Origin of the sequence: Micromonospora coriariae (assembly GCF_900091455.1) — a bacterium.
Lineage (GTDB): Bacteria > Actinomycetota > Actinomycetes > Mycobacteriales > Micromonosporaceae > Micromonospora > Micromonospora coriariae.
Map to the genome: position 1 here is coordinate 6,867,682 of NZ_LT607412.1, position 12,556 is coordinate 6,880,237.

Sequence of the window (12,556 nt, forward strand, 5' to 3'; positions counted from 1 at the left end):
CCCAGCTGCCGGCGGCGGCTGCCGAGAGCAGTGACGCCTCAGTGAAGACCCCCCTCGCCGGGCGCGGGGGCCAGTAGGGAGTCAGCCGGGCCGCGGCTACCGGCCGGGTACTCCTGTAACGGCACCGCCCCCGCCCGCCAGGCTTCGAGCACCGGCTCCACGATGCGCCAGCATTCCTCAGCGGTGTCGCCTCGCACCGACAGCATCGGGTCGCCGTCGAGGGCGCCACGAAGCACCTCCCCGTATGGCGGCAGGTCGCCGGGGCCAAAGTGCGTCACCAGCTGCACCTGATCAAGTTCCAAGGGTTCCCCCGGACCGTTGATGTTGATGTCGAGGCCCAGTTGGTCCGGGCCGAAGCCAATCCGCAGCCGGTCGGGTTGCTCGTGTCCGGAGAGGCCGGTGGGCACCCGCGGAGGTTGCCTGAAGGTGACGACGGCCTCCTTGCGCCGGCCGGCCAGCGCCTTGCCGGAGCGCAGTCGAAACGGCACACCCGCCCACCGCCAGGTGTCCACGGCCAGCACCACCTCCGCCAGGGTTTCGGTCCCCCGGGCCGGGTCGACGCCGGGCTCGTCGGCGTACGCGGGCAGTCGCCGCCCGTTCACCTCCCCCGCCGTATACCGGGCATGCCGGCTCCACCGCACCGGATCGCCGTCCCACACCCTCGTGGCCCGCAGCACCTGCGCCTTGCGGCCCCGCAGTTCCCTGGCGTGAAGGGAGGGTGGCGCGTCCATCGCCATTAGTGCGAGGACCTGCAGCAGGTGACTCTGCACCATGTCGACGAGCGTGCCCGCGCCGTCGTAGTAGCCGGCCCGGCCCTCCAGGCCCAGGGCCTCGTCGAAGACGATGTCCACGCAGGCCACGTGTGCGGCGTTGAGCACGGGTTCGAAGATCCGGTTGGCGAAGCGCAGACCGAGGATGTTCACCACCGTGGACTTGCCCAGGAAGTGGTCGATGCGGTGTACCTGGTCCTCCGGCACGAGCCCGGCCAGGAGTTCATTGAGCGACCTCGCCGATTCGGCGTCCGTACCGAATGGTTTCTCCAGCATCAGCCGGGTACCGGGCGGCAGACCGATGCGGGCCAGCGCTGCTGCGGCCCGGGCCGTGATCACCGGCGGCAGGGCGAAGTAGATCACCAGCTGGCCCTGGCAGGCGGCCAGCAGCCGCCGCAGGTCTTCGTCCGCGGTAACGTCGGCACGCAGGTAGCGGGTGGCGCGCACCAGCTCGGTCTCCCGGGGCCCGTCCGCCCCGACCGTCGCGAAGGACTCGGCCACGTGGCGACGCCACCGCTCGTCGTCCCAGTCGGCCCTGCCGCTGCCGATCAGCGCGAGGCCCGGCTGGGCGCCCGTGGCCACCAGCCGACCCAGCCCGGGCAGGAGCAGGCGCTCGGCCAGGTCACCGCTGGCGCCGAGCAACAGCAGCGTCTGGGGCTCCGGGCCTCCGGGGCCAGGACGCTCGGCCACGGAATTGTCGGCGCTCGGGGGCGATGTCGTCATGCATCCACCATGCCCTGCCGGTCGGGCGGGTAGGTACCCGTTTGCCCGGACTTACCTGGTCGGCGCCCATCGGAGGCCGGCTCCATCTATGGCAGTCGGCGCCGGCAGGCTGAGGACGAGCGATCCACGCAGGTCGACCAGGACACGGCCGGCCGTGCGCACCACGCGCATGACGACGTCCTCGCAGCCGGGACATCGGGCGACGAGGCCGGGCGCTCGGTCGAACACGCGCATCGCGGCCAGCGGACGGGTCGTCCGGCACCCGGCGCAGGTGAGCTCGGCGATGGTGAGGTCGGTCCCCATGATCTCGCCGAGCGGTCCGGCCAGGGCGTTTCCGTCCACCCAGCGTGCGTCGTCGGCTCCGATGTTGGTGGTCGGCATGGTCATCCTCCGGTGGGTCCGAAACGTTCGGTGCGGATGTTCGCGGGATCGTGGCCGATGTCGACGAGGAGGTCGGCCACGGTCTCGACGAACCCGGTGGGCCCGCAGACGAACGCCACAGCGTCGGCATCTCGGGGCCAGGCGACGCGGGCGAGGGCGTCCGCGTCCAGTCTTCGGGGTGGGGCCGGCCAGCCGGGGGGCGCGACCCTGGTATAGACGTGTGCCACGGTGACGCGACCATCGCGTGCGGCTCCCGCAGTAGCAAGATCCGCAGAGAAGAGTGCATCGGACGGGGATCGGGTCGAGTAGAGCAGCCTGGTGGGATTCGTCGCCGCACGCACCATCGACATCAGGGGCGCCACGCCGGACCCGCCGCCGATCAGCAACGCCGGGCGCGGATCGGCGGGTCGGCGTACGAACCAGCCGCCGAGCGGCCCACGGATCTCGAGTTGGTCGCCCGGCTCTGCAACGTCGACGAGGTACGGCGAGACCTCACCGTCGGTCACCGCCTGGACGGTCACCTCGAGCCGGTCGGGCCCCGGGGCGGACGAGATCGAGTAGCTGCGGTACGCCGTGTAGCCGTCGGGAGCCGTCAACCGGACGTCGACGTGCTGGCCCGGCACGTGACCCGTCCAGCGGTCAACGTCGAGGACCAGGGTCCGCGCCGTCGCAGTCTCCGCGCGGGTGGCGGCGACGGTCGCCGGCTGCCAGGTCAGTCTGCCAGGTACCGCTGCTCGCGCCATGGGTCCCCGTAGTTGTGGTAGCCGGCCGTCTCCCAGAACCCGGGCTCGTCGTCGAGACGCAGTTCCAGAGCGCGCAGCCACTTCGCGCTCTTCCAGAAGTACAGGTGTGGAACGAGGAGACGCGCCGGCCCGCCGTGCACCGGAACCAGCGGCTCTCCGTCAAACTCGTACGCCACCCAGGCCTGGCCGTCGAGAAGGTCCTCGAGCGGGATGTTCGTGGTGTAGCCGCCGTAGGAGTGGGCGACGACGTACTCGGCGGCAGTCTCGACGTCGGCCAGCAAGGTGTCCACCGAGACGCCTCGCCAGCTCGTGCCGAACTTCGACCAGTGCGTGACGCAATGGATGTCCACGGTCGGCTCGTCGGCGGGAAGGGCGGTGAACTCCTCCCATGACCACGTGCTCCGCTCGCCGGTCTCGGTGACGACGGCGAGCTCCCACCTGTCGAGGCCGATGCGCGGTGTCGGTCCCGCCGACAGTACCGGGAAGTCGTCCGTGCGGTACTGGCCGGGCGGGAGGTCGGCGTCGTCGCGTCTGCGGCCGCCGAAACCGCGTGTGATCACTGCCATGCGTCCCTCCCCAAGTGGCCGGGCAGCCGAGATCCCGCTGCCACCCGTGCTTCCACTCGGCCGGTGGATGTCGATGTGGTGCCCGCCCATGACGTCAACGTCAGCGAGTGCCCCGGTGATGCGATTCTCCGCGGTGGGGGCGTGGTCGCCCTTCTACCGGGATAAGTTAACTGGACCATCGCGTCCAGAGTAGGCTGGCGTGGCACCAGCCTGCAAGCCGCTGGCCACAGGCCGACGGTGGCGCCCCTAATTGGTAGATGCTTCCGCATCGGGCTTTTAGTGGACTACAGAGTCCATAGGGTGCGGCTAGGAGTGTTCCGAGTTGATCGTTCGACATGTCGTGCCCGCTGCGAGACGGCGGCCAGTGTCTTACCCGGTGTCAGGAGAGTTCGATGGACCCTGTTCCTTCCCGTGGGAACGTTGCCGATGGCCAGCCGGTCGATGCGGTGGACATGATCGCCGCCCTGACCGCCGCACAGCTTGTGTTCCCAGACGGTACAACTCAAACATTCACGGCGGATGGTCGAACGACCTACGTCGACAGGGGAACACCGTCAGCTGGCGAGTGGTCTGTGACCGGTGACGGGACCTTCGCCTCATTCTGGCCGCCGACGTACCGGGCGGCGTACACGGTTCGGTGGACCGTCGAGGACGGAGTGCGGGTGGGCGTCAGCTTCACGGATACCCGGAGCGGAGTTCGCTACGACGGCCGGTACCGATGACTGGACGAGATTGGGCCATACGTCGAATCACGATCGGCTCCGCGTAACTCCCGTGAGGTTGGTCGCCCCTGGCTCAGGGCGCTCTCCTCGTCCGCGTCGATGCCCAGATCAGCCGACCGGCCGCGTCCGCGATGACATGGACGCTCGACGCCGTGCCGCCTGTGATTGCCGTTCGCCGGGCTGCTCGAAGATCGTCCGGCAGGCCCGGACACGTAGTCATTTCGCCGCGGCGGTTGGCCGCCAACTGAGCCGTTCATCACCGACCAGGGCGATCAAGATGACGGCGACCAGAGCGAGGGCGGCGAGGGCGGGAAGGTGTCGGGCGACGGGCAACAGCGCGAGGATGGTGCCAGCCGCGAGGATCGGGGCGGGTGGGGTGTGCCGGACGGTGAGTCGAAGAAACAGGGCCCGACCAATGAGGTAGAGGGCCGGGCCGCCGAACAGAGCTACTGTCGAGGTCCAGTCCACAACAGCGTCTGAGTGACGCCGCCCAACTCCGCGCCGAACAGCAGCGCAGGCACGCCCACCAAGACCGGAATGACCCGCAAGCGCAGCGAAGCGCGTAGCCGCGCGTTACCGGCGGACATGTGCCAGACGAGGGCCAGATATACCGCCCGGACGACGATGTAGGCGACGGCCAAAGTCATGGGCGCGGCCAGTGACTGGTTGCTATGCCGCCACGCCTCGGGAAGGACCAGGGCGGCCACGAACATCGCGGCCATCACAGCCGAGTTTCCGGCGCGGACCAGGCCCACGTCGGCGCGGACCTGGTTGGCCAGCCAAGCGTAGTTGGTGAAGGGCCACCACAGCAGCAGCAGGAGCACGAGGCTATGGGCCAGCCCGAGTGGCGTCGGCGCCTGTGCCGTGAACGTCTCGCCACCCGGATGAACGCGAACACGAACACCAGGTCGAAGAACACCTCGAACGGCGTGGTCCGATGGGCTTCTTCGGTCGGCACCGGCGACCCGGTCCGGAAGATGTACCTCATGGGCCAATCCTTGTTCGCCCAACATCCGACAGATCCGAATTCAACACTTACACCTGGCAGCCGCCGCTGGCCGCCACGTATGACGCTATGGGCTTCCTGAGCCGGGTGGACCTCCACTCCGGCGAGGAACGCAGGCTGAGAGAGGCACTGGAGCGGCACGTCCCCGGTGTGTGTGGCGGGTCCCAGCGGGTAATGGTCCCCGGCACGCCGACCGTCGGCACAGCGACTAGGAGCGAGCGATGGGCACACTACACGCCTCGGCCGATGACCTCGCTTCCGTAGGCTTCTCGGTCCTGCGCGCCGCATTGGCGACGAACATCTTGTGGATCGGTGCGCTCAAATTCAAACAGTACGAGGTCGAAAACGACGAGCCCCTGGTCACATCGAGTCCGCTGTTCTCGTTCTTCCGAGAGAAGCTGGGCGCACAAAAGCTCAACCGACTCATCGGAGTCACGGAGATCACCGTGGGCTCTCTGATCGCCGCGAAACCGTTTGCGCCCAGAGCGTCGGCGATCGGTGGCGTCGGGGCGGCGGGGATGTTCCTCACCACGCTCAGTTTCCTGGCCACGGCACCCGGGACTCGGCAGGAAGGGCAGGGGATGTTCAGCCTCTCTCTGCTGGGGCAATTCCTGTTGAAGGACACAGTGCTCCTCGGTGGCGCTCTCCTGATAGCTGCCGAGTCACTGCGCGCCCGCCACCGATAACGCCCGGCAGTGCGCTCGCAGCGGATGTGGCTGTCCACCGACGTGGACGTCCCCACCACTGGTGTTGTCGTGTGACCTAGAGGAGGTCATTTCTTGGATACCAGGATCCAGAACGTCCGACTGGACGCCGCGTCGAACGAGCAACTGATGGCTCTGGCGAACGCCGGGGCCGCAGCTTTCGGCCATACCGCCACACTCCAGGTGGACCAGGCCCTGGCCCAGCTCCTGCGGTTACGCGTCGCACAGATCAACAATTGCAGCTACTGCCTTCTGGTGCACCACGCAGCTGCCCGTACCGCCGACATCCCGCCGTCCAAGGTCGAGACCCTCACCGCGTGGTGGGAGACGCACCTGTTCACCGAGGAGGAGCGAGCCGCGCTGGCCTACGCCGAGGCGTTGACCCGAGCCGCCGACGCCACCGTCAACAGCCGGATTCAGGAGGCACACGACAGGATGGTCACGCACTTCACGGAGGACGAGATCCTGGAGATCGTGGCCGTTGTGATCAACATGAACATCTGGACGCGACTCAAGCTCGCCGAGGGTGCCATGCCCACGACAGCGCCTCCCATGTGAGTTGATACCCGGTCCTGTTGCCAGAGCAGGCTGGCAGCCGTCCGGTGTGCCTGCTGGCCACTGCGAACTCGGCGTTCAGGCGCTCCCCGGCGCACGTTGGCGACTGCGCTCGCCACGACCGGCGCATGGTCCACCGCGCGGAGCGTAGTCGACGTTTGATTCACCTCGCACCGCCTTTCGGCAAACAATTCCTGAGGCTCGTCCGCGCAACTAACGTGAGTGTCATCCATTCCAGTCAGGTCGGACGGCGCGGACAACTAGGACCTGGATGCACCAAAAGGGAGGCAGCATGGACAACTGGTTCATCTCAGAGGCGGTGTCACGGAGTGCAGAATCCGAAACGGATCGGCGAAGGCTCGCGGCCTTGGTCGATCCAGGGGTGTGCAAAGCCGACCCGGCGGGTGGTGGCTCGCCGAGCGATGCCACTATCCTCAACTTCGCGCTCAATCTCGAATACCTCGAAGCTGAGTTCTATCTCCGCGCGACGACGGGATCCGGGCTTCCTGACGAGATGACTACCGGCACCGGGGTGCGCGGCGAGGTGTCCGGCGGAGGATCAGTCAACTTCAGCAGCAAATTCGTGCAGAGGTTCGCGAAGGAAATCGCCTCCGACGAGATGCAGCACGTGGCCTTCTTGCGATCCGCGCTCGGCAACGCCGCTGTTGCTCGTCCCGCGATTTCGCTGGACGAGAGCTTCACCGCGGCGGCGACTGCCGCTGGTCTAATCAAGCAAGGCGACAGCTTTGACCCGTACGCGAACGACCTAAACTTCCTCTTCGCGGCGTTCCTCTTCGAAGACGTCGGAGTGTCGGCATTCAAAGGATCCGCGTCACTGCTGTCGAACAAAACGTACCTCGATGCGGCAGCCGGCCTGCTGGCCACCGAGGCATACCACGCCGGGATTGTCCGGTCCGCGCTCTACAGCGCCGGACTCGCCGACGACACAGTTTTCGGCTCGGTACAAAAGCTCTCCGACGCGCGCAACAGTCTTGATGGTCCGGCGGATGACGACCAGGGTGTCGGCACGGCGGCGGACCCGAATTTCATCCCCACGGATGAAAACGGGATGTGCTACGGCCGATCGGCCCAGTCCGTTTTGAACATCGTCTACTTGAGCATGACCCCGGCGGCTTCGGGTGGCTTCTACCCCGCCGGCATGAACGGCGAAGTCGCGATGAGCGCCGGAACGGCCTGAGGGTCCAAGTTGCCCGAGCTGGGTCCCTTGAGGAAACCCACGCAGAAACGCTTGTGGTGGCTGTCTGAGCGGCTTGAGCGGCACCAGACTCCGATCGTTCCTGGCCAACCCGCAGCGGTGGGGCACGTCGTAAGAGTTCCGAAAGGGTTCGCGACCAGTTGGGCGACTGCGGTGGTCGTAGGCTCCGGGTATGGGAAAACGGGTCTTCCGGTCGCCGGTGGCATGGGCCGGTCTCGCCTCCGCTGTTGTCGTGGTGATTCTGGTTCTTCACTGGTTCCAGCCGTGGAAGCTGTTCATCGATACATACGTCGACGAAGCACTTCCTCCCGTAGGGACGACATCGGTCGTCCCGGCCCCGGAGTCCGCGGCCCCGTCCCCGGCGGCCTCGGCCGCCGCGCCAGCGGGGAACGAGATCCTGGCCGCCGGCGAGTTCGTCACCCATGAGCACAGGACGAGCGGCAGTGCCGAGATCGTCCGGCTCAGGGACGGGCGCCACCAGCTCGTCATTCGAAACCTGGATACGTCGAACGGTCCGGACCTGCGGGTGTGGCTGACCGACCAACCGCTGACCCGAGGCACGGCCGGCTGGCGAGTGTTCGATGACGGCGACTGGGTCGAGCTGGGCAGGCTCAAGGGCAATCGGGGCGATCAGGTGTACGAGCTACCCGCATCGGTTGATCCGCGCGACTACCGGAGCGTCTCGATCTGGTGCAAGCGATTCGCGGTGTCCTTCGGCGGCGCCGACCTCAACGCCACCTGACCACGCTCGGGCGGGTAGGGATGTCACCATTCGCGCACCTCGCCTCGGTGCCGAACGTGACGCCCGACCGGCCGCCCCGTCAGGCGGCGACCAACCGGACCACGAACCGGCAGCCTTCGGCGGTGTTGCTCACCTCGACCCGACCCCTGTGCGCCTCGACCAACCCATGGACGATCGCCAGGCCGAGTCCTCCGGACGCGCCACCGCTGCCGTTGCCCGGTCCGGGGGTGCGGGCCGGCTCACCGCGGAACGCGACGTCGAACAGCCGCGGGAGGTCGGCCGGGGGGATGCCGCCACAGGTGTCGGCCACCGACAGCCAGGCGTAGTCCCGCTCCCGGCCGGCCTCGATCCGTACCGTGCCGTCCTCCGGGGTGTAGCGGACCGCGTTCAGCAGCAGGTTCGTCACCACCCGAGCCAGTTCCGGTTCGCTCGCGGCAACCGTCGGCCACCCCGACTCGCTGGCGACCAGCTTGATCCGGCGGGCGGCGGCCAGCGGGATGGTGCTCGCCAGCGCGTCCGAGACAACCTCTCCGAGCGGCACCGCCGTCAACGACAACCGCAGCGCTCCAGCGTTGATCCGGGACAGCTCGAACAGGTCGTCGACGAGTCGGGTCATCCTGTCGGTCTCCAGCCGGATCCGTCGGTGGTACTCGTCGACCGTGTCCGGGTCACGGACCACCCCGTCCTCCAGTGCCTCCGCCATCGCCCGGAGCCCGGCGAGCGGGGTACGGAGGTCGTGGGAGACCCAGGCGACCAGGTCGCGGCGGCCCTTCTCCAGCTGCCGTTCCCGCTCGCGGGCCTGGTCGCGCCAGACCGCGGCGAGTGCCAGTCGCCGGCCGAAGTGACCGCCGACGACGAGGCTGACCACCGCTGCCGCGGCGACGGTGATCAGGACCACCTCCAGGTCGTGTGGGGAGAGGAACATCGCCTCCGCGACCGCCATCACACCCACGGCGATGGCGACGACCGTGGTGGTGAGCAGCACGCTGAGGTGCACGGTGATCGAGCTGCGTCGCAGCGCGCGGAGTAGCACCGCGCCGGCGAGTCCGATGGCAAGTGCCGCGCCGAGGGAGATCGCGAAGATCAGCAGCAGGTCACGCATTGGCCGGCTCGTACCGGTAGCCGACGCCCCAGACGGTCACGATCCGCCGCGGATCCGCCGGGTTGACCTCGATCTTTTCCCGTAGGCGGCGGACGTGCACGGTCACGGTCGAGTGGTCGCCGAAGTTCCAGCCCCAGACCTGCTCGAGTAGTTCGGCCCGCCCGAACACCTGGGACGGATGCCGCAGCAGGTGGACGAGCAGGTCGAATTCGCGCAGCGTCAGGGCCAGCTCGGTCCCGCCGAGGCGGGCGGTTCGGGAGGCGGGATGCACCACGAGACTGCCGTCGCTGAGCGCCTCCGGCCGCTCGGGCGGCGGCTCACTGCCGGCACGACGGAGCACCGAGCGGACCCGCAGGACCAGTTCCCGGGGTGAGAAGGGCTTGGTCAGATAGTCGTCCGCGCCGAGTTGCAGCCCGAGGATCCGGTCGGATTCGTCACCCCGTGCGGTCAGCATGATGATCGGTACGCCGTCCGGCCGGGATCGCAGTTCCCGGCACACCTGCAGGCCGTTGATCCGGGGCAGCATCAGGTCGAGGACAATCAGATGTGGTGCCTGGCGAGCCACCGCCGCCAGTGCCGCCGCCCCATCGCCCGCATGGCTCACCTGGAAGCCGTCGTGTTCGAGGTAACGACAGATGACGTCGCTCACGGTCTGGTCGTCGTCGACCACCAGCACCCGCTGTGTCACGAACGTCCCCCGTTCCGGCCCGTCGACGTGTCCCCCCGCGTGTCCATCGGGCCAGCGTAGCCAGGCGCCGGGGTCGGACCGCACCGGCGAAACCTAACGAGGTTCTTACGGCTGCGCAGGCCACACGGCGTGGGCGTACGCGGGGTCATACGGTGACCGGAATGCGGATACTTGTTACGGGTGCTGCCGGGTTCATCGGCTCACACGTCGCCGACCTGCTCAGCGAGAACGGGCACGAGGTGGTGGCCGTCGACGCGCTCCTGCCGGAGGCGCACGGCGCGATGCCACCGCCCTGGGCACAGCGGCACGATCTCGTGGTCGGCGACGTACGCGACATGGAGCTGCTGACCGGGCTACTCGCCGGAGTCGACGCGGTCTGCCACCAGGCGGCCATGGTCGGCCACGGCATCGATCCAGCCGATGCCCCCCGCTATGCCGCCCACAACGACCTCGGCACGGCCACCCTGCTCGCGGCGATGCACGCCGCCGGGGTGCGCCGCCTCGTGCTGGCCAGTTCGATGGTGGTCTACGGCGAGGGCCGTTACCACTGCACGACACATGGAATCGTCCGGCCTGCCGGCCGCCGGGCCGCCGACCTGACCGAGGGCCGGTACGAGCCGACCTGCCCGCGCTGCGACCGTGCACTCGCCCCCGGGCTGGTGCCGGAGGACGCGCCGCTGGAACCGCACAGCACGTACGCCGCCACCAAGCTGGCTCAGGAACACCTCGCCGGCGCCTGGGCCCGGCAGACCGGCGGGTCGGTCTGGGCGCTGCGCTACCACAATGTCTACGGTCCGCGAATGCCCCGCGACACCCCGTACGCGGGGGTCGCGTCGATCTTCCGTTCGGCGCTGGCCGCCGGGCAACCGCCCCGGGTCCTGGAGGATGGTCGGCAGCGGCGCGACTTCGTCCACGTGAGCGACGTCGCGGCGGCGAACCTGCTGGCGCTGACCGCACCGGCGCCGGAGCCACTGGTTCCGGTGAACGTCTGCTCGGGCGAGCCGCACACCGTCGGCGAACTCGCCCACGAGTTGGCCACGGCGATGGGCGGGCCGATGCCGGTGGTGGTCGGGGGCGGGCGGGCGGCAGACGTACGGCACGTGGTCGCCGATCCGGCCCGCGCGACCCGGCTGCTGGGTTTCACCGCCCGAACCGGTTTCGCCGCTGGTGTCGCCGAATTCACCACCGCGGTGATGCGCGAGGCGGCGATGGTCAGGACACGGTCCACAGTAGGTGGTTGACGGCGAGCGCGGTGCCGGCTTGCGCCGCCAGCCACCAACGTCGGTGGCTGGCGGGCAGGTGCGCGGTGGCGACCAGGAGCCAGACGGCGAACGGTAGCCAGATCCGCTCCACCTCGGCCTTGCTGAGCGCGGACAGGTCCGCCGCGAGCACGGCCACCGCCGCCGCGATGGGCAACCACACAGTTGGTCCACCGGTGGCGAACCGCTGTCCCAGGGTCGCAGCGAGCGGTCGGATCGGTACGGCGGCCACCGCCCGCCGCAGCGCCGGTCCGACCACCGGGCCGGCCGAGAGCAGCAGGGCGGCGAGGTTCGCCCAGACCCAGTAGCCGTACGGACGTTCCGCCGCCCAGCCCTGGTAGTAGCGGCGCGTCACCAGGTGATAGCCGTCCATCCACCAGAACCCCGACAGGGTGAACACTGTGACAACCGCCGCGACCGCCGCCGCCGCGAGCAGAAGCACGCCGAGACGATCCCGGGCCCGCAGCAGCACCACTGTCAACGCGAGCAGCCCGACCAGAAGGAACCCGTACGACAGGTAGAGCGCGAAGCCGAGCAGCAGCCCGCCGGGTACGGCCCCGGCTCGGCCACTCACCGCCAGCAGCGCCAACCCGGCCGCGACCACCGCCGAGAAGATCCCGTCCGCGGACGCGCCCACCCAGACCGCCCCCGGGAAGAGAACCAGGAACGGCCACACCGCCCGAGCCGCGTCCTCGGCGCCGAGCGCCCGCAGTGTCACCGGAACCGACACCGACACCGTGGCCCCGACCAACACACAGGCGAGTCCGGCGGCGGTCCCGCCACCCAGGCCGATCCGCTCCAGCCAGACGAAGAGCAGCAACGCGCCGGGTGGATGCCCGGCGGTGTGGGTGGACCACGAATCGGGCTGGAAGTCGAGGATCCGGTCAGCGAAGCCGGACAGCATCAGTCCGACATCCATCACCCGGGGCACCTCATGCAGGTACTCGGCCTGCACCGTCAACCGCTCGGTCACCCCGGCGGACCATCCGTCGACCAGGGCCAGCGACAGCGTCCAGAGCACTGAGGCGAGATAGCCGCCGACAAGCAGTCGCGACCACCGCGCACCGATCCCCCACCTCGTCCCGCGCCACACGAAGAGCGCCGCGAGGAGAAGCACGGCGGGGGTACCGAGGCCCAGATGGGGTCGCCAGTCGGCATAGAGCGGAGCGGCGTCGGCGTGGAGTCGAACACCCCGATGGTTGAGCAGTGCGCCGACGGTGATCGCTGCGGCGAGCAGAGCCGCCTCGGCCGCGAGGACGATCAGATCGGCGGACCGGAATCGTCCCGGCCGGGTCATCATGGTCATGGTGACGGCCGACGGTACGACCTGCGACCAGCGGTCCGACAGCCGATCGGCGGTGACGTCAGGGACTCGTAAG

14 protein-coding genes are annotated in these 12,556 nt (G+C 68.8%); 5 read left to right on the forward strand and 9 right to left on the reverse strand.

The genetic code is table 11. From position 1 onward, the window contains the following. Positions 1 to 38: 38 nt before the first annotated feature. The 6 genes from GA0070607_RS31880 to GA0070607_RS31910 all read right to left on the reverse strand — a co-directional run bounded on the left by GA0070607_RS31880 (position 39) and on the right by GA0070607_RS31910 (position 4,729). Positions 39 to 1,493: a glucose-6-phosphate dehydrogenase gene (locus GA0070607_RS31880; RefSeq protein ID WP_089021509.1), complete on the reverse strand. Its 1,455-nt coding sequence runs from the start codon at positions 1,491 to 1,493 to the stop codon at positions 39 to 41. Positions 1,494 to 1,544: 51 nt separating this feature from the next. Beyond that, positions 1,545 to 1,874 carry a DUF6510 family protein gene (locus GA0070607_RS31885; protein ID WP_089021510.1) on the reverse strand — a complete coding sequence of 110 codons (330 nt, stop codon included), beginning with the start codon at positions 1,872 to 1,874 and terminating at the stop codon, positions 1,545 to 1,547. Between the two features lie 2 nt (positions 1,875 to 1,876). Further along, complete coding sequence (locus GA0070607_RS31890; protein ID WP_089021511.1) at positions 1,877 to 2,617, reverse strand: ferredoxin reductase; 741 nt, start codon at positions 2,615 to 2,617, stop codon at positions 1,877 to 1,879. After that, on the reverse strand, positions 2,587 to 3,183 hold the full coding sequence (locus GA0070607_RS31895) for a sulfite oxidase-like oxidoreductase (protein ID WP_089021512.1): 597 nt from the start codon (positions 3,181 to 3,183) through the stop codon (positions 2,587 to 2,589). The genes GA0070607_RS31890 and GA0070607_RS31895 overlap by 31 nt, the downstream gene beginning before the upstream one ends. Before the next feature lie 938 nt (positions 3,184 to 4,121). After that, on the reverse strand, positions 4,122 to 4,373 hold the full coding sequence (locus GA0070607_RS31905) for a hypothetical protein (RefSeq protein WP_089021513.1): 252 nt from the start codon (positions 4,371 to 4,373) through the stop codon (positions 4,122 to 4,124). Beyond that, on the reverse strand, positions 4,352 to 4,729 hold the full coding sequence (locus GA0070607_RS31910) for a low temperature requirement protein A (RefSeq protein WP_157743335.1): 378 nt from the start codon (positions 4,727 to 4,729) through the stop codon (positions 4,352 to 4,354). Before GA0070607_RS31910 ends, GA0070607_RS31905 begins: the two co-directional genes overlap by 22 nt. Before the next feature lie 403 nt (positions 4,730 to 5,132). Between GA0070607_RS31910 and GA0070607_RS31915 the strand changes: the two genes are divergently transcribed. The 4 genes from GA0070607_RS31915 to GA0070607_RS31930 all read left to right on the forward strand — a co-directional run bounded on the left by GA0070607_RS31915 (position 5,133) and on the right by GA0070607_RS31930 (position 8,128). Beyond that, entirely contained in the window at positions 5,133 to 5,597 is a 465-nt protein-coding gene (locus tag GA0070607_RS31915; protein WP_089021515.1) for a YkgB family protein, read from the forward strand. Positions 5,598 to 5,690: 93 nt separating this feature from the next. Further along, positions 5,691 to 6,173, forward strand: a complete 483-nt coding sequence (locus GA0070607_RS31920; RefSeq protein ID WP_197701205.1) for a carboxymuconolactone decarboxylase family protein — start codon at positions 5,691 to 5,693, stop codon at positions 6,171 to 6,173. Positions 6,174 to 6,462: 289 nt separating this feature from the next. Further along, positions 6,463 to 7,368, forward strand: a complete 906-nt coding sequence (locus GA0070607_RS31925) for a ferritin-like domain-containing protein (RefSeq protein ID WP_089021516.1) — start codon at positions 6,463 to 6,465, stop codon at positions 7,366 to 7,368. 190 nt (positions 7,369 to 7,558) lie between these two features. Then, positions 7,559 to 8,128 (forward strand): DM13 domain-containing protein, encoded by a 570-nt coding sequence (locus GA0070607_RS31930; protein WP_089021517.1) that lies wholly within the window; start codon positions 7,559 to 7,561, stop codon positions 8,126 to 8,128. Positions 8,129 to 8,207: 79 nt separating this feature from the next. Here GA0070607_RS31930 and GA0070607_RS31935 read toward each other — a convergent pair whose 3' ends face one another. Together GA0070607_RS31935 and GA0070607_RS31940 are read right to left on the reverse strand one after the other, a co-directional pair. After that, positions 8,208 to 9,230: a sensor histidine kinase gene (locus GA0070607_RS31935; protein ID WP_089021518.1), complete on the reverse strand. Its 1,023-nt coding sequence runs from the start codon at positions 9,228 to 9,230 to the stop codon at positions 8,208 to 8,210. After that, positions 9,223 to 9,918 carry a response regulator transcription factor gene (locus GA0070607_RS31940; RefSeq protein WP_089021519.1) on the reverse strand — a complete coding sequence of 232 codons (696 nt, stop codon included), beginning with the start codon at positions 9,916 to 9,918 and terminating at the stop codon, positions 9,223 to 9,225. The genes GA0070607_RS31935 and GA0070607_RS31940 overlap by 8 nt, the downstream gene beginning before the upstream one ends. Positions 9,919 to 10,079: 161 nt before the next feature. On the opposite strand from GA0070607_RS31940, the gene GA0070607_RS31945 reads away from it, so the two are divergent. Then, on the forward strand, positions 10,080 to 11,159 hold the full coding sequence (locus GA0070607_RS31945; protein ID WP_089021520.1) for an NAD-dependent epimerase/dehydratase family protein: 1,080 nt from the start codon (positions 10,080 to 10,082) through the stop codon (positions 11,157 to 11,159). Here GA0070607_RS31945 and GA0070607_RS31950 read toward each other — a convergent pair. Then, the gene (locus GA0070607_RS31950) at positions 11,131 to 12,483 is read right to left on the reverse strand and encodes a hypothetical protein (protein WP_089021521.1); all 1,353 of its coding nucleotides are present in this window, start codon (positions 12,481 to 12,483) and stop codon (positions 11,131 to 11,133) included. The genes GA0070607_RS31945 and GA0070607_RS31950 overlap by 29 nt on opposite strands. Positions 12,484 to 12,556 lie beyond the last annotated feature (73 nt).

Bases quoted from the DNA above. Each gene is read 5' to 3' on its own strand.
- GA0070607_RS31925 (WP_089021516.1), top strand. From the start codon at position 6,463: ATGGACAACTGGTTCATCTCAGAGGCGGTGTCACGGAGTGCAGAATCC.
- GA0070607_RS31880 (WP_089021509.1), bottom strand. From the start codon at position 1,493: ATGACGACATCGCCCCCGAGCGCCGACAATTCCGTGGCCGAGCGTCCT.
- GA0070607_RS31930 (WP_089021517.1), top strand. From the start codon at position 7,559: ATGGGAAAACGGGTCTTCCGGTCGCCGGTGGCATGGGCCGGTCTCGCC.
- GA0070607_RS31950 (WP_089021521.1), bottom strand. From the start codon at position 12,483: ATGACCATGATGACCCGGCCGGGACGATTCCGGTCCGCCGATCTGATC.
- GA0070607_RS31935 (WP_089021518.1), bottom strand. From the start codon at position 9,230: ATGCGTGACCTGCTGCTGATCTTCGCGATCTCCCTCGGCGCGGCACTT.
- GA0070607_RS31945 (WP_089021520.1), top strand. From the start codon at position 10,080: ATGCGGATACTTGTTACGGGTGCTGCCGGGTTCATCGGCTCACACGTC.
- GA0070607_RS31895 (WP_089021512.1), bottom strand. From the start codon at position 3,183: ATGGCAGTGATCACACGCGGTTTCGGCGGCCGCAGACGCGACGACGCC.
- GA0070607_RS31885 (WP_089021510.1), bottom strand. From the start codon at position 1,874: ATGCCGACCACCAACATCGGAGCCGACGACGCACGCTGGGTGGACGGA.
- GA0070607_RS31915 (WP_089021515.1), top strand. From the start codon at position 5,133: ATGGGCACACTACACGCCTCGGCCGATGACCTCGCTTCCGTAGGCTTC.
- GA0070607_RS31890 (WP_089021511.1), bottom strand. From the start codon at position 2,617: ATGGCGCGAGCAGCGGTACCTGGCAGACTGACCTGGCAGCCGGCGACC.